Origin of the sequence: Tardiphaga sp., from assembly GCF_028290495.1 — a bacterium.
Classification (GTDB): Bacteria; Pseudomonadota; Alphaproteobacteria; order Rhizobiales; family Xanthobacteraceae; genus Tardiphaga.
The window spans coordinates 1-16,195 of the sequence record NZ_JAQGJT010000140.1 but is presented as its reverse complement, the minus strand read 5'-3'; the positions used below and the strand labels follow the sequence as shown (position 1 = coordinate 16,195).

14 protein-coding genes and 1 pseudogene are annotated in these 16,195 nt (G+C 62.6%); 8 read left to right on the top strand and 7 right to left on the bottom strand.

Annotated elements, in window-relative coordinates; genetic code table 11:
* From JWQ24_RS21625 to JWQ24_RS21610, 4 genes are all read left to right on the top strand, one after another.
* A partial coding sequence (locus JWQ24_RS21625; RefSeq protein ID WP_299812415.1) for an enoyl-CoA hydratase occupies window positions 1-639 on the top strand: 639 nt, incomplete at its 5' end.
* 40 nt (window positions 640-679) lie between these two features.
* Window positions 680-2,425, top strand: a complete 1,746-nt coding sequence (locus tag JWQ24_RS21620) for an iron ABC transporter permease (protein ID WP_299812413.1) — start codon at window positions 680-682, stop codon at window positions 2,423-2,425.
* The gene (locus JWQ24_RS21615; protein ID WP_299812411.1) at window positions 2,425-3,501 is read left to right on the top strand and encodes an ABC transporter ATP-binding protein; all 1,077 of its coding nucleotides are present in this window, start codon (window positions 2,425-2,427) and stop codon (window positions 3,499-3,501) included. Before JWQ24_RS21620 ends, JWQ24_RS21615 begins: the two co-directional genes overlap by 1 nt.
* A complete protein-coding gene (locus tag JWQ24_RS21610) occupies window positions 3,494-4,726 on the top strand; it encodes a CaiB/BaiF CoA-transferase family protein (protein WP_299812409.1) in 1,233 nt (410 codons plus the stop codon). The genes JWQ24_RS21615 and JWQ24_RS21610 overlap by 8 nt, the downstream gene beginning before the upstream one ends.
* 213 nt (window positions 4,727-4,939) lie before the next feature.
* Here JWQ24_RS21610 and JWQ24_RS21605 read toward each other — a convergent pair whose 3' ends face one another.
* The 6 genes from JWQ24_RS21605 to JWQ24_RS21580 all read right to left on the bottom strand — a co-directional run bounded on the left by JWQ24_RS21605 (window position 4,940) and on the right by JWQ24_RS21580 (window position 10,238).
* Entirely contained in the window at window positions 4,940-5,698 is a 759-nt protein-coding gene (locus JWQ24_RS21605) for a helix-turn-helix domain-containing protein (RefSeq protein WP_299812407.1), read from the bottom strand.
* A 113-nt stretch (window positions 5,699-5,811) separates the two neighbouring features.
* Complete coding sequence (locus JWQ24_RS21600; RefSeq protein WP_299812405.1) at window positions 5,812-6,702, bottom strand: NAD(P)-dependent oxidoreductase; 891 nt, start codon at window positions 6,700-6,702, stop codon at window positions 5,812-5,814.
* Window positions 6,703-6,766: 64 nt separating this feature from the next.
* Window positions 6,767-7,990 (bottom strand): ABC transporter substrate-binding protein, encoded by a 1,224-nt coding sequence (locus tag JWQ24_RS21595; RefSeq protein WP_299812403.1) that lies wholly within the window; start codon window positions 7,988-7,990, stop codon window positions 6,767-6,769.
* 13 nt (window positions 7,991-8,003) lie between these two features.
* Window positions 8,004-8,861, bottom strand: a complete 858-nt coding sequence (locus tag JWQ24_RS21590) for an alpha/beta hydrolase (protein ID WP_299812401.1) — start codon at window positions 8,859-8,861, stop codon at window positions 8,004-8,006.
* Window positions 8,858-9,253, bottom strand: coding sequence for a hypothetical protein (locus tag JWQ24_RS21585; RefSeq protein WP_299812399.1), 396 nt, complete (start codon window positions 9,251-9,253; stop codon window positions 8,858-8,860). The genes JWQ24_RS21590 and JWQ24_RS21585 overlap by 4 nt, the downstream gene beginning before the upstream one ends.
* Window positions 9,240-10,238: a tripartite tricarboxylate transporter substrate binding protein gene (locus JWQ24_RS21580; protein WP_299812397.1), complete on the bottom strand. Its 999-nt coding sequence runs from the start codon at window positions 10,236-10,238 to the stop codon at window positions 9,240-9,242. Before JWQ24_RS21580 ends, JWQ24_RS21585 begins: the two co-directional genes overlap by 14 nt.
* Before the next feature lie 125 nt (window positions 10,239-10,363).
* Here JWQ24_RS21580 and JWQ24_RS21575 point away from each other — a divergent pair, with 125 nt between their 5' ends.
* Both JWQ24_RS21575 and JWQ24_RS21570 read left to right on the top strand, forming a co-directional pair.
* On the top strand, window positions 10,364-11,788 hold the full coding sequence (locus tag JWQ24_RS21575) for an NAD-dependent succinate-semialdehyde dehydrogenase (RefSeq protein ID WP_299812396.1): 1,425 nt from the start codon (window positions 10,364-10,366) through the stop codon (window positions 11,786-11,788).
* 387 nt (window positions 11,789-12,175) lie between these two features.
* Window positions 12,176-12,337, top strand: a pseudogene (locus tag JWQ24_RS21570) (cytochrome c4); the annotation flags it as partial.
* Window positions 12,338-12,760: 423 nt separating this feature from the next.
* Here the strand turns inward: JWQ24_RS21570 and JWQ24_RS21565 are convergent.
* Window positions 12,761-13,825, bottom strand: a complete 1,065-nt coding sequence (locus JWQ24_RS21565; RefSeq protein WP_299812395.1) for a glycosyltransferase family 4 protein — start codon at window positions 13,823-13,825, stop codon at window positions 12,761-12,763.
* A gap of 295 nt (window positions 13,826-14,120) precedes the next feature.
* On the opposite strand from JWQ24_RS21565, the gene JWQ24_RS21560 reads away from it, so the two are divergent.
* Together JWQ24_RS21560 and JWQ24_RS21555 are read left to right on the top strand one after the other, a co-directional pair.
* On the top strand, window positions 14,121-15,887 hold the full coding sequence (locus tag JWQ24_RS21560) for an ABC transporter ATP-binding protein (RefSeq protein WP_299812417.1): 1,767 nt from the start codon (window positions 14,121-14,123) through the stop codon (window positions 15,885-15,887).
* A gap of 70 nt (window positions 15,888-15,957) precedes the next feature.
* On the top strand, window positions 15,958-16,195 hold a 238-nt coding region (locus JWQ24_RS21555; RefSeq protein ID WP_299812393.1), incomplete at its 3' end, for a glycogen debranching N-terminal domain-containing protein.

Here is a 16,195-nt window from a genome sequence, read left to right as displayed (position 1 = left end):
GTCGTGATCCTGACCGGCGCCGGCGACAAGGCGTTCGTCTCGGGCGCCGACATCAGCCAGTTCGAAAAGACTCGCCACAACGCCGAAGCCTCCGAGGAATATTCCAGGCGCAGCGCCGCGCAGCGCGCGCTGCTGGCGGCTTATCCGAAGCCGACCAGTGCCTGCATCCGCGGCTTCTGCCTCGGCGGCGGCATGCAGGTGGCGATGCTAACCGATATCCGCATCGCCGCCGATGGCAGCCAGTTCGGCATTCCCGCCGCAAAACTCGGCATCGCCTACGGGTTCGACGGTCTCAAGCATCTGATCTCGCTGGTCGGCCCCTCCTGGGCGCGGCTGCTGCTGTTCACCGGCATGCGGATCGAGGCCGCAGAAGCCGAACGCATCGGCCTTGTCGATCGCGTGGTGCCGGCTGACAGGCTTGCGGATGCCGTTCACGAGATCGCGCGAACCATCTCCGGCAACGCGCCGCTGGCCATCGCGGCGGCCAAGACCACCATCGCCGACATCCTGAAGGACGCCGGCAACCGCGACATGGCCGCAATCAAACAGATCGGCATCGATTGCATGGACAGCGAAGACTTTCGCGAGGGCCGGCGCGCCTTCATGGAAAAGCGCACGCCGCAATTCACGGGCCGCTGATCCGCGACGCCCCTTCCTTCCCACCAGCGAAGACGGACACATGGCCGACATTGGGCTCACAAAAAACCGCACAACAACGGCGTCGCTCTCCTATTGGGGCCCCGCTATCCGCGGCGCGCTCAACCCGACCACACTGGTCGCGCTTCTGCTGGCGCTGGTCCTGATCTTCCTGGTCGCCAATCCGCTGTTCCAGCTGGTCAAGTACAGTTTTACGAAAGCCGCTGACGGCAGCTTCACGTTTGGCAACTACGTCACCGCCTTCGGCCGGCCACGTTATGTCCAGGCGCTGATAAATTCACTCAAGCTCGGCGTTGTCGCCGCGGCGGTGTCCTGCGTCATCGCGGTGCCGCTGGCCTGGGGCGTGTCACGCACCAACATGCCCGGCCGCAACTTCATCCATGTCATGGTGCTGGGCTCATTCCTGATCCCGCCATTCGTCGGCGCGATCGGCTGGATCCTGCTCGGCGGCCCCAATGCCGGCTGGATCAACCGCGGCTGGATGGCGCTGACCGGCGCCTCGTCAGGCCCGTTCAATATCTTCAGCTTCTCGGGGCTGGCGCTGGTGACTGCGCTGTATTCGTTTCCGCTGATCTACGTGTTCACCAAATCCGCGCTCGACCTGATCTCGACGGAGATGGAGGAAGCCGCCTCGATCCTCGGCGCAGGTCCCGTGCAGACCACCCTGCGCATCACGCTGCCGCTGGCGCTGCCGGCGATTCTCGGTTCCGTGCTGCTGGTGTTTCTCGAAGTGCTCGGCCTGTACGGCACGCCGGCGCTGATCGCGATCCCGGCCGGCTTCAACGTGGTGACCACGCAACTGGCGGCCTTCTTCGAAAATCCGGTGCGGGTCGAGGTCGCCGCCGCGTTCTCGATGCCGATGGTCGGCATCACCGTGCTGCTGCTGTGGGCGCAGCGCCGGCTGCTGTCACGCAAGAGCTATGTCACCGTCGGCGGCAAGGGCGGCCATCGCACGCCCATGGACCTCGGCGCGTTTCGCTGGGTGATGTTCGGCTATGCCATGCTGATCGCGGCGATCACCGTGTTCATGCCGCTGATCGTGATCCTGCAGACCGCATTCAGCCGGGCCTGGGCGGTGCCGATGTCGGCGGCGAACTTTACGTTGCGCAATTTCCAGCAGGTCCTGTTCGACCAGGTCACGGTGCGGCAGGCGCTGTTCAACACCTTCGAATATGCCATCATCACCGCCACCATCTGCACGGCGCTCGGCTTTGCCATCGCCTACATCTCGCACCGCCGGCTGTTGCCGTTCTCCGGCGCGCTGGCCAGCGTCACGCTGGCGCCGTTCGCGGTGCCTGGCATCGTGCTGGCGATCTGCTTCTACGCCGCCTATGCGCCGCCGCCATTTTCGCTGTACGGCATGAGCGCGCTGGTGATCGTCGCCTTCATCACGCGCTTCCTGCCGATCGCCTTTACCAATTCCAACTCCGCGATCCAGGGCCTGCATCCCGAACTCGAGGAAGCCGTGCGCATCGCGGGCGGCACCCAGGCCCGCGCGCTGTGGCAGGTGGTGCTGCCGATCCTGAAGAAATCGCTGTTCGGCAGCTGGCTGCTGATCTTCATCATCGGCACCCGCGAACTCTCCACCGCCATGTTTCTGTCCGGCCCGCAGACCCGGGTGATTTCGGTGCTGACGCTCGAACTCAGCGAACAGGGCCAGTACGAAATGCTGTCGGCGATTTCCATTCTCCTGCTCGCGGTCACGGCCGTGGTGACCTTGATCGGCACCGCGGTGCTGGGCCGCGACTTCATGCTGAGGCGCACCTGATGGACAAGCTCACGCTCAACAACCTGACCAAGAAATACGGCGACACCGTCGTGGTCGATCACTTGAACCTCAGTCTGCGGCCGGGCGAATTCGTTTCGCTGCTCGGCCCCTCCGGCTGCGGCAAGACCACGACGCTGCGGATGATCGCGGGCTTCGTGACGCCGTCCGCCGGCAGCATCGACATGGACGGCAAGCAGATGTCCTCGGCCGCCGCCTCGCTGCCGCCGGAACGCCGCCGGATGTCGATGATCTTCCAGAGCTACGCGCTATGGCCCAACATGACAGTGGCGCAGAACGTCGCCTTTGGGCTGAAGATGCGCAAGGTGCCGAAGGACGAAATCAAGCGCCGCGTCAACCAGATCCTCGACGTGGTGCAGCTCGGGCATCTCGCCGCGCGCTATCCCAACGAGCTGTCTGGCGGCCAGCAGCAGCGCGTCTCGCTGGCGCGGGCGCTGGTGGTCAAACCGGAGATACTGCTGCTCGACGAGCCGCTATCGAACCTCGACGCCAACCTGCGCGAAGAAATGCGCAGCGAAATCCGCCGCCTGCACAATGAGTTCGGCATCACCTCGATCTACGTCACCCACGACCAGGCCGAGGCGATGACCACGTCGGACCGCATCGCGGTGATGAACAAGGGACGCATCGAGCAGATCGACGATCCACTCACGCTCTATGCGCGACCGAAGACGCGCTATGTGGCCGAATTCATCGGCCGCTCCAACATCCTCGACGGGGAGGCCAATGGCGCCAACGTCACCTTCAAGGGATTTGAGATCGCATCCGCACGACTCGACGCTCGCGGCGCTATTCAGACCAATGAATTCTCGCTGCGCTCCCAGAACATCGGGCTTCACGCCAACTGCCCGCAAGGCGATGCGATCATCCTGCCCGGCAACATCGTCGAACGCGCCTTCCTCGGCGAGACCTGGGACTACGCGTTCCAGTCCGAAGCCAGCGATCTCAAGCTGCGCATCATGTCGCCGCCGCTCAATGTGTTCAACGTCGGCCAGAAAGTGTGGCTGGAGATCAATCCGTCGCACATCATTCCGATCCAGGACGACCAGCATGCTTAAGCCTCTCGACGCCACCGACAACGATACCGCTGGACCGAGGACCGCCGCCGCACTGCCGCTGGCACGCTTCAAGGTGCTGGATCTGACGCTGGCGCGCGCCGGCCCCTCTTGCGTCCGCACCCTCGCCGACTGGGGTGCCGACGTGATCCGCATCGAACCGCCGCCGAGCGATAAGGAGAGTGGAGAACTGCTCGGCAAGCGGGACGGCTCGGACTTCCAGAACCTGCATCGCAACAAGCGCGCGATGACACTGAACTTGAAGACCGAACAGGGCCGCGAGATCTTCATGCGGCTTGCGGAAGCCGCCGACGTCATCGTCGAGAACATGCGGCCGGGGGTCACCAAACGCCTGGGCGTCGATTATGAGGCGGTAAAGGCCCGAAATCCGAAGATCGTTTATGGCAGCATTTCCGGCTTCGGCCAGATCGGGCCCTACGCGGAGCGGCCCTCGCTTGACCAGATCGCGCAGGGAATGGCGGGCATCATGTCGGTGACCGGCCTTCCCGGCCAAGGGCCGGTGCGCGCCGGGGTTGCGGTGACCGACCTGATGGCCGGCGCTTTTCTCGCCCAAGGTTTGCTGATCGCGTTGCTCGACCGCGAGGTGAGCGGCGAAGGCCGCTGGGTCCAGACCTCGCTGATCGAGGCTGGCATCAACCTGCTCGATTTCCAGGCCGCGCGCTGGTTGATGGATGGCAAGGTGCCGCCGCAGGAAGGCAACTTCCATCCCACCATCACGCCGATGGGGCTTTATCCCACCGCCGACAGCTTTCTCAACATCGCCACCACCAGCAACAAGAACTTTTCAACGTTCTGCCGTCTGATCGGACGCGACAGGATGGCGACCGATCCGCGCTTCGCCAGTTCCGGCCTGCGCGGCCGCAACAAGGACGCGCTGAATGCACTGATCGCCGAAGCGCTGCGCCAGAAAAACACCCTCGAATGGTTCGAGATCCTGGTCGCGGAGGGCATTCCCTGCGGACCGGTCTACACCATCGACGAGGTATTCGCCGATCCTCAAGTGCAGTCCTTGGGCATCACGCGGTCGGTCACCCATCCGCGCCTCGGCGACATCGATCTGGTCGCGCAACCCTGCACGATCACCGGATTCGATCGCGAGATCCGACACGCGACGCCGGATCTCGGTGAGCAGACAGAAACAGTGCTTGCTTCGCTCGGCTACAACGCCAATCAAGTGGCTGATCTAAAGATAGCTGGCATCGTATAGCATCCAGTGACGGCCCTACAGCTTCGCAAATCCACTACCTTGCGATAGGGACGTCCGCTTTACGCGGTGAGCTCAACTGGTCAGCGCAACACACTAATCTTTTAGCACAGATGGAGTGTGGACATGAAACAGCGACATCGCATTTATTACTCGGCGGCTCAGCGGTCTGAGATCTGGGCTCGGCACGTGAACTGGCCGAGCACTGACGATCCGTCAGTGTCCGTATCCCGGCCAGACGCCACCGAGACTGATCGACAGCTCCCTGGCGACAGGGCCGAGAACCGATTTCATCTGCTCGATCTCCACCGCGCCGAACCGTTCCCTTGGACCAGACAATGACAGCACGCCGATCAGCGTGCCGCGTGGGCCGAACACCGGGGCGGCCACGGCCGCGCAACTCGGATCGCGCTCGCCGAGTGATACGTCGAACCCGCGGGCGCGGATGGCATCGTAACGCGGCCCAACACCGCCGTCATAGGCCAGAATGATGTGCCCGGCGGCGCCTCGCAGCAAGGCGTAGATGCAACCCGCCTCGACGCGATCGAGCGTGGCGTGCCGCGAGTTGACCCGGAACAGGCACAGGCGGTTGTCGACATCCTGCCGGATATGGAACGAGGCGCTTTCGGTACCGCGATCAACCAGTTCCTGCAGAGCGGGCACGACGTGGTGCCCGATCGCATTCTTCCTGGCGAAGGCCGCGCCGAGACGAAAAGCCATCGGACCGAGATCGTAGCTGCCGTCGCGCAGACGCGTGACGTAGCCGGTGGCGAGCAACGAACTGAGCAGCCGCAGGATCGTGCTCTTGTAAAAGCCGGTCCTGACCGCCAGCTCGGCCAGCGTGATCGGCTGATCGACGCTCTCCAGCGCGGAAACGATCGACAGCGCCCGCTCGACGGCGGCTACGCCATCGCTGGCCTCGCGCGCCGAATTTTCGGCAGGTTTCGTCACTTCTTTCGCTGCAGGCTTTTTCATTTTCGGTCCGGCCAGAGCCTCTTCCGTTCCGATGGACTCGGAACGGAAGCTCAAGCTTTCATTGTAACGCGTTTTCTTAATGCGAGCCGGTATCTACTTCGCTCAAAAACGTCCTAGCCGCCAGAATGCGAAGCTTTGATGATTCGCGCCAGCACCGGCCAGTAAAGATCACCAAAGCCGGCATCGGTTGCTTCCCCGAGCAGTTTGTCGGCGAGCTCCGCGCCCTCAAGCCGGATGTCGACCGACTTCGCGAGATCCAGCGCATAGATGATGTCCTTGCGGGCATATTGCGTCGAGAACGCCCGTTCCGGAAACGTATCCGGCAGCATCGCCTTCATGCCGTGATTGCGCAGCGCAAAGCTGTCGGCGGAACCCTTGGCCAGGGTCTCGAACAACAGCCGGCCATCGAGACCGGCGCGCTTGGCGGTTTCCAGCGCTTCGGCCAGCGCCACCACTGTTTGCATCAGCACCATGTTGTTGAGGATCTTCACCACCTGCCCGGCGCCCACGCCGCCGCAATGGGTGATGTCGGTGGCGAAGGTGGCGATCAGCGGCTGCAGCTTCTGGAAGACCGGATCATCCGCGCCGACCATGACGCTGAGCGTGCCTTCTTCGGCCGCCTGTCGCGTCCGCGCGATCGGCGCATCGGCGTAATCCGCGCCCTTGGCGGCAAAACGCTTCGCCAGTTCACGGGTCGGCTCGACCGCCGAAGTGCCGAGATCGACGATGGTGTGGCGCGCCCCGGCATGGCTGAGCAGGCCATCGGGGCCGTCGCACACCGCCTCGACATGCTTGCCGCTCGGCAGCGCCATGAAGATCACGTCACACGCTTTCGCCAGATCGGCCAGCGACGCCGCACGGGTCACGCCCGTTTCCGCCAGACGCTGCAACGGCGCATCCGCGCGATCGAATCCGATAACCGGGGATCCGCTCTTGCGGGCGAGATTGCGGCAGATCGGCTCCCCCATGACGCCGAGACCGATAAAACCGATGGCATTGGTCATGCCTGACTCCTTGTTGAGAACAGAAACGGGCGCGGCTCAGCCGCGCCCGGAAACGATCGATGGATCAGCCTTTGACCAGCGGGCAATTGCCTTCGCTCATCGGCCGAAAGGCCTGCTCGCCGGGCGATGTGGTCACAACCTTGTAGTAGTCGAACTTGTATTTGGACTCGTCAGGCTTCTTCACCTGAACGAGGTACATCGTGTGTAGCACGCGACCATCCGGACGGATGGTAACGTCCTTGTTGTACATGTCGTTGACCTTCATCTCGTGCATCTTCTGCGCAACAACGGTTGGGTCCTTGGTGCCCGCAGCCTTCACGGCGGCGAGATAATGATGAACGCCGCTATAGACGCCAGCCTGCACCATGCTGGGAACCTTGTCTTTCATCGCCGCGAAATAGCGCTTCGACCAGGCCCGGGTTTGCTCGTTGAGGTCCCAGTAGAACGATGTCGTGATCTGCAGGCCTTGCGTGGCCTTGAGGCCGAGCGCGTTAACGTCGGTGATGAACACCAGAAGACCCGCCAGTTTCTGACCGCTCTCGACGATGCCGAATTCGCCAGCCTGCTTGATTGCGGTCTGCACGTCCGCTCCGGACGTGGCAAGACCCACCACCTTGGCCTTCGAGCCCTGCGCCTGCAGCAGGAACGACGCCATGTCGGTCGAGCCGAGCGGATGCGCCGCCGAACCGATCACCTTGCCGCCGGCCGCCTCGATGAACTTGGTGGCGTCGCGCTGCAACGCCTGACCGAAGGCGTAGTCGGCCGAGATGAAGTACCAGATACTGCCACCGCCCTTGGTCACGGCCTCGCTGGTCAGCTTGGACAGCGCGTAGGTGTCGTAGTTGAAGTGGAAGCTGGTCGCCGAGCAAGCCTTGCCGGTGAAATCCGACGAGCCGGGGCCGCTGATAACGAAGATCTTGTTCTTCTGGCGCGCGACTTCGAGGATTGCGAAGCCGGCCGACGACGCCGCTCCGTCGGCGATCATATCGACGCCTTCGGTGTCGAACCATTTACGCGCGGTCGATGAGGCGATATCCGCCTTGTTCTGGTGATCGGCGGTGACGATCTCGATCTTCTGGCCGAGCAACTCGCCGCCAAAATCCTCCGCCGCCAAACGGGCCGCGACGACCGATCCCACGCCGCCATTGTCGGCAAATACGCCGGACTGGTCGTTCAGCACGCCGATCTTGATGGTCTCGGCGGCCTGCAGATGACCGGCGCCGAACTGCGCCGCCAGCAGCAATGCCGCCGTCGCGTAGAAATGTCGCTTGATGACCCTGGTGTTCATGTGTTGTCCCCCTTCAATTTTTCATTTGTTGTAGAATTTGGTTCAGCACCGGCGCGATGTAGCGACGGAATTGATCGGGGTTCTCGCTCATCGGAAAATGACCGAGCTTCTCCATCACGGTGACTTCCGCGCCCTTGATGCTCCCGGCGGTGCGCAAGGTGTCTTCCGGCATGCAGGAGAAGTCATATTCACCGGTCAGCAGGAACAGTGGACAGACGCCAGTATCGATCGCCTCGACCCGGCCGCGCAAATCGCCATCGACACGGTAGAAATACAGATCGCCCTTGAAAATTCCGGGACCACTTTGCTTGTAGGCCCACAGCGTTTCCATGCGCGCCGAGGCCGGGCTCTGCGGCGCGACCAGACCGGAAACCAGCGCGGCGCAGACTTCTCCGCCGTGAACATCCGGGCGGTTCAGCCAGTCGGTGTCGTACCAGGGTGACTGGAAGTCGGCGGCCTCCAGCCCGATCAGCGCGCGAAATTCACGGGCATGATCGATCGCAAGATTGAGCACGATGCGGCCGCCGATCGAGCAGCCCATCACCACCGGCCGATGGAGGTCGAGTGCTGCACAAAAGGCGCGGATCGTCTGGGTGTAGCGCGCCGTCGTCAGTCGGTACTCATCGCCATTCCAGTCCGCCGGCGGATTCGACTTGCCGTGCCACGGCATGTCGAACGCGATGATGCGAAAGTTTTTGGTGAACTCCGCGTCAGCCAGCAGATGCCGCCACTGCCGGCCGTCGGAGCCTGCAGTGTGAAGGCAGACCAACGGAATGCCGGCGCCGGCTTCCTCGAAGTAAATCCGGTTCGGCTCGCCGTCGATTTCGACATGAACGTAACGGCCGATCATCGGTTCGATATAACCGGTCATGATGCACCTCCCGCAGATCGCGGCAGCGCCAGCAAATCCTTGAAATACTGCAGATGGGTCATAAACGGCTGGATGTCGCCTTCCAGCACAGCTTCGCCACGCTTGGTGAGCGCCAGCAGATCGTGCCAGCCAGCCTTCGGCATCGGTTTCCAGAACGCCGTCCAGGCAGCCGGCGTGGCGCGATAGGCGAAGCGCCAGGGCCGCATCAGGATCGGCGCCGGCGCCATATCGGCGACGTGGCCATTCCTGATCGAGACATGGAACGCCTGCTCGGTCGAGCCCAGCAGGCACTCAACATCGACGAAGCGTCCGCGCTTGAGCAGCGCTGCGTCGCGCTCCAGCAAAGTCGGGATCGCGCGAAAGACAGCGATCACGTCGTCAGATTTTTTCAAGTCCCGACTCCTTGATGATGCGCCCCCACAGATCGGTTTGCGCCTTGACGTGATCCGCGAGTCCATCCGGCGTGCTGGTGTTGGGCTCCAGGCCGATGCCGGCGAAGAAGGTCTTCGCGTCGGGCGTCGTCATCGCATCGCTGAACGCCTTGTTGAGACGCTGCACGATCGCGTCCGGCGTGCCCTTCGGCGCGAACAGGCCGCTCCACGCCGCGAAGTCGTAACCATTGAGGCCGGCGTCCGACATCGTCGGGACATCTGGCAACGAGGCGACCTTGACCGGGGTGGTCACGCCGAGCGCGCGCAGGCTGCCCTGCCCGATGAATTCACGGGTGACGGCAACGTCGGTGATGACGAACTCGATGCGTCCGCCGAGCAGGTCGGTGATGGCTTGCGGTGTGCCGGGATACGACACCTTCACCGCGTCGATACCGGCCATCGATTTCACGAGTTGCGCAGCGGCCATGCTGCCTGTGTTGCCCGTGCCGTAGCTCAACTTGCCTGGATTGGCCTTGGCGTAGGTGATGAAGGCGCGAAGATCCTGCGCCGGAAAGTCCTTGTTGACGACCATCACCAGCGGATTGCGGGTCAGCCGCGCCACCGGCGTGAAATCCGCCACCGGATCGAATGGCAGTTTGTTGTAGAGATGCACATTCGCCGAATGCGTCGAGTTGGTCGCCAGATACAGCGTGTAGCCGTCCGGCGCAGCGCGGGCGGCTTCGGACGCGCCGAGATTGCCGTTCGCGCCGGGCTTGTTCTCGACCAGCACTTTCTGATTCAGCGTTGCGCCAACCTTATCGGCCAGAAATCTCGCTTCGACATCCGTGGCAGAGCCGGCCGGAAACGGGACGACGAGCTTGATGATCCGACTGGGATAGTCCTGCGCCATCGCCAACTGCATGAGCAGAGTTGATGCGACGATCACCGCCGCGGTGATGACACGCCGTCGCGTGAACGACTGCGTTGTGCCTCTCCTGATCGTCATCCGTCTCTCCCGAAGCTTTGCTTGCTGTTCTGTTAGACAGAACCATTGTTCTATTATTGAAATATATGATTGGATGCCTTCCAAAGTAAAGCTTCACGTGGCTCACGGCGGAAACGGCACCGAAAATGAACTATCCCACCATCCAACTTTACATCGACGGCCACTGGCGCTCCGCGGCGGGCGCACCGATCATCAATCCCGCCGATGAGACCGTGATCGGGACTGTGCCGCACGCGACCAAAGCCGACCTCGACGACGCACTGGCGGCGGCAGAACGCGGCTTCGCCACCTGGCGCAAGACGGCGCCCGCCGCGCGCATGCAGATCATCATGCGAGCCGCGGCGCTCATTCGCACGCGTGTCGAGGACATGGCCGTCGCCATGACGCTGGAGCAGGGCAAGCCGCTCGAGCAGGCGCGGCTGGAAATCCTGCGCGGCTGCGACATCATCGAATGGGATGCGTCCGAAGGCATGCGGCAGTATGGCCGCATCATTCCCGCCGGCCCCGGCCTGCAGCACATGGTACATCGCCAGCCGATCGGGCCCGTCGCGGCCTTTTCGCCGTGGAATTTTCCGATGAGCGCACCAGCCCGCAAGGTTGCGGGGGCGCTTTCTTCGGGATGTTCCATCATTCTGAAGGCATCCGAGGAGACGCCCGCCGGCGCGATGCAGCTGGTTCGCGCCTTTCATGACGCCGGCCTGCCGCCGGGCGTGCTCAATCTCGTATTCGGCAACCCATCAGAAATATCAGCCTATCTCGTGCCTCATCCCACGATTCGCCTGATCACCTTCACCGGATCGGTGCCCGTCGGCAAACATCTGGCGGCACTGGCCGGCCAGCACATGAAACCGGCCATCATGGAATTGGGAGGGCATGGCCCCGTCATCGTCTGCGAGGACGTCGATCCGGTCGATGTCGCCCGGCAGTCGGTGACAACGAAATCCCGCAACGCCGGCCAGGTCTGCGTCGCGCCGACTCGCTTCTTCGTCCACGAAACGCATTTCGAAAAATTCGCAGCGACTTTCGCGGAGCGGGCCGCGCAGTTGAAATCCGGCGACGGAATGGATCCGACAACGCAGCTCGGGCCGCTTGCCAACATCCGGCGGATCGAAGCGATGGATCGGCTGGTTTCGGACGCCACGGCGCGCGGCGCGCGATTGCTGGCCGGCGGAAGCCGCATCGGCAACCGCGGTTACTTCTATCCGATCACCGTGCTGGCCGACGCCCCCGATGACGCGCTCGCCATGAACGAGGAGCCGTTCGGTCCCCTCGCGCTGATCAATCCCGTGCGCGATCTCGACGAGGCCATCGAACGGGCCAACGCCCTGCCGTTCGGGCTCGCAGCCTATGCCTTCACGCACTCCGCCGACAACGTAAACCGGATGACCGGCAACCTGGATGCAGGCAACCTGTCGATCAACCATTTCGTCGCGTCGGTGGCTGAAACGCCTTTCGGCGGCATCAAGGACAGCGGCTATGGCCGCGAAGGCGGCACCGAGGGTCTGGCTTGCTACACCGTCGCAAAGAACGTCTCGCACAAGTTTGGTTGAGGGGGAACAGCCAGGGCCAATAGAGAAGCCACTGGATTTTCGGAGCGCCAGTCCAGTGAAAGTCTCCCGGAAACGGGAGTTTGGTGGTTTTCGGCCAGAGACTTTCGGGAGTTCGAGCGTCCCCAAGGCACATTTGGCCAGCCAGAGACTTTTCCGAAGGCGAGAAAGCCCGGCAATTGCTGCCCTTCCAGACTAATTGAACGGCCCGGCCGAATGCCCGGACTGCCTGGCTGGGTGTTCAGTCCGGAGACATTCTCGAACCGGCCCCCCCTGCGAGGCCAGAATTCGGCGAATTCCCTGCACAAGAGAACAGGGAATTCAGTTTTGAATGCGGGAACTACCGACTTAGATCAGGGATATGACGGCTCTCAAACTCAGGGCCGGCATTGGCTGGAAGGCCAGTCTGCCGTCTACATCAAGGCCCAGCTCCAGGCCTTCGCGACTGGCGTGCGGCGAAACGACATCAGCGAGCAGATGAGAAACATCGCGCGGCAGATGACGGCGGCTGAGATCGATGACGCTGCACGCTACTTTGTGAGTCGACCCTGAGCCAACTCCGTGGCCGTCCAGCGGAAGCCTGACGGTTGTGTCGATGGGCATCATGCGGATGCACAGGTGTGAGAACTGCAGATTGCTGCTTTTCCATGCATTCAGACGCGAAGGATTTCTATATCGTGGCGTCGGCCGTCAGAGCGACGTCGCCTATTGGCGACGCCATCGGCACGGGCTTCGCCGGCCTGACAGTATGCGCCGTGTCATGGCCGCAAAGTCATTGCAGCTCAAGGAACAAAAATCCGAGATACCAAACGGACTTCGTCGCTTCTGCGTGCACCTGATTTATCTAGCCCGAGCACTGATGGCTGTTGCAAGACTTGCAGACACGGTCAGATGCGATTGAATTTAGCCGGGCGCGCAGGATGCTGGCCCGGGAATAATGATCGGGCGGTCTGAGCCGCCCGATCAATATTGCCGCTACTCCGCGCTCTGCAGCAGCCGGATGCTCGGCTTGGTCTCGCTGAGGGCGCGGTACGCCGCCATGTAGTCCAGCGCCATGCGGCGCGCTGTGAAGCGCTCCTCGAAGCGCGCACGGATCGCGACGCGGTCCATGCCGGCGAGCCGCCCGACCGCCGCGGCGGCGCTGATCTCGTCCTCGACGATAAAGCCGGTGACGGCCTCGTCGATGATCTCTGGCACCGAGCCGCGGTTGTAGGCGATCACCGGCGTGCCGCAGGCCATCGATTCGATCATCACCAGTCCAAACGGCTCCGGCCAGTCGATCGGCAGCATCAGGCCGAGCGCGCCGCTCAAGAATTGCGGCTTCTCGTGGTCGCCTATCTCGCCGATATATTCCACCAGCGGGTGGTCCATCAGCGGCTTGATGATCTCGTCGTAGTATTCCTGGTCGGCGCGGTCGATCTTGGCGGCGATCTTCAGCGGCATGCCGCAGCGGATCGCGATCTTGATGGCGCGGTCAACGCCCTTCTCCGGCGCAATGCGGCCGAGCACCGCGAGATAGCGCGGCGTGATCGGCTGCGGCGTCAGCAGCTTCTCAGGAATGCCGTGATAGATCGTGCGCACGAAATTCGCTTGCGGCACCGGACGGCGTTGTGCATTCGAGATCGAGACCACCGGCGATTTCGAGAAAGTGGTAAACACCGGCTGGTGCTCCGGTAAATCGAGCCGGCCGTGCAGCGTGGTAAGAAACGGCGTCGGCTGGCGCGCGAACAGCGAAAACGGATAGTAGTCGAGATGGAAATGCAGCACGTCGAATTCCTCGTCGTCGCATTTCTGTCGCACGCGCTCCAGCATTTCCATATGAAGCGCGTTGGGATCGCGAACCGAACCATCGAGGCGCAGCGCCTTCGGCCATCCGGCATTCAGCTTCGCCGATGTCTGCGAATCCCCGCTGGCAAAGAGAGTCACGTCATTTCCGAGAGCGACGAGCTCCTCGGTCAACCAGTGCACGACCCGTTCGGTACCACCATAAAGTTTCGGCGGAACGGCTTCGGTGAGCGGAGCAACCTGCGCGATGCGCATCTACAATTCTCCTGTTGACGAAATGGAACTATTTCTTCGTTTGCTGACGGCAACGACATGCCGCATCGGGAACGTTCTTGCATGCGCGAAGTTCCTGAGTGCAATGCGCACTTCTTCCACACTGTGGTCTTGTTGATGCCATCACCTGCATTCAACTTCCAATCACAGCTGATGCTGCCGAAATGTTGCGCAGTGATGACGAGAACGTGGGAAATTTGCGATGGCGTCTTTTGCGATCACCGATGAGGCCCTCGCGCAACGCGAAGTATCCTCATCAATGGGTTTTGAGCAGAACATGGACAGTATCTCCGGCTATGCCCACCGTCCGTTCGCATTCGTCATGCGCTACATCAGAGAGCGCTCTGGCTCGCATTTGGTCATCCTGCTTGCTGTGCAGGCAGCGGTCGCCTGTTCGGTGGGCACGCAATACGGTATAAAATATCTAGTCGATGGCCTCTCTGCAGGCCCGAACGGCGGCGGTAACGGGGTTTGGTGGGCATTTATATTTCTGGTGTCGCTCATCTCAGCCGACATGTTTCTGTGGCGGGTAGCGAGCTGGACCGCGAGCGTCACCTTTGTCTGCGTTACCGGCGACCTGCGACGCGACATCTTCCGTCACCTCACCGGCCATGCGCCAAGCTATTTCACCGAGAAATTGCCGGGCATGCTGACCAGCCGCATTACCGCCACATCGAACGCGGTGTTCACCGTCGAGAACATGTTCGTCTGGAATGTGCTGCCGCCCTGCGTCGCGACGGTTGCGGCCATCGCGCTGATCGGCACGGTCAGCCTGCCGATGGCCGCGGGCCTGGCGGTAGTAGCGAGCGGCGTAGTCTATATGATGTTCAGGATGGCCGCGTCCGGCAAGGCGCTGCATGACGACTTCGCCGATAAAGCCGCCGCGGTGGACGGCGAAATGGTCGACGTCATCAATAACATGTCATTGGTGCGTGCCTTCTGCGGGCTCGGCTTCGAGCACGCCCGCTTCGACGCCACCGTGGACCGCGAACTCAATGCGCGCGGCCGCAGCCTGCGCTATCTCGAGAAGCTGCGGCTGACCCATGCCGCGATCACCGTGGTGTTGACAATTGGCCTGCTCGCCTGGGCGCTGATGCTGTGGCAGCGCGGCGGCGCCTCGACCGGCGACGTGGTGCTGATCTGCACGCTCGGGCTCTCCATTCTACATGCGACGCGCGACCTTGCGGTAGCGCTGGTCGATGTCACGCAGCACGTGGCGCGGCTGTCGGAGGCGCTCTCGACGCTGCTGGTGCCGCACGAACTAAGCGACCATCCCGAGGCGGAAGCCCTGGTGAAGAACGGCGCGGCGATCGAGTTCAACAACATCTCGTTCAACTATCCCGGCGGCCTCGCGGTGTTCGACAGGTTCAGCCTGCGACTGAAGGCCGGGCAGCGCGTCGGCCTGGTCGGCCAGTCGGGCGGCGGCAAGTCGAGCCTGTTCGTGCTGCTGCAGCGGTTCTACGACGTCCAGTCGGGCAGCATCAGCATCGACGGCCAGAACATTTCGCGGGTGACGCAGCACAGCCTGCGCCACGCCATTTCGGTTGTTCCGCAGGACATCTCGCTGTTCCACCGCTCGATCATGGAAAACATCCGCTATGGCCGCCCCGGCGCCTCCGACGAAGAGGTGATGCGCGCGGCGATTGCGGCGCGCTGCGATTTCGTCGAGACGCTGCCGGAGGGCTTACACACCCAGGTCGGCGACCGCGGCGTGAAACTGTCCGGCGGCCAGCGCCAGCGTATCGCGATCGCGCGCGCGTTCCTCAAGGACGCGCCGATCCTGCTGCTCGATGAAGCCACCGCCGCGCTCGACAGCGAGTCCGAGGAGGCGATCCGCGAGGCGTTGCAGCGCCTGATGCGGGGACGCACGGTGATCGCGATCGCACATCGCCTCGCCACGCTGCGCAATTTCGACCGCGTGGTGATGCTGCAAGGCGGCAAGATCATCGAGGACGGCAAGCCCGACAACCTGATGCAGGGCCACGGCCCGTATCGCGAACTCGTGACCCAGGAAATGAGCCGCCTTGCCCAACACGCGGCTTAACGGGTTTACGATCCTGCGCTGAGTCGTTCGTACAGACGGCCAGTCTTCACATCAACCGGCCGAGGTTCTTATGTCCATCGACGCCGCAGCCAGACTTACTACGATTCACGCCGTCGAACCGGCGTCGGAATCACCGTTCTATATTCCGATGACCGGCCCCGCGGCACGGCCGCGCCGCGCTCTGAAGCATGACGATACGTTCGTGGTGCTCGACAGCCATGGTGACATAGGTGCCTCCGCAGGCGGACCTGACGGGCTATTCAACGCCGATACGCGCTATCTGGCGCGGCTTGAACTGGCGCTGGACG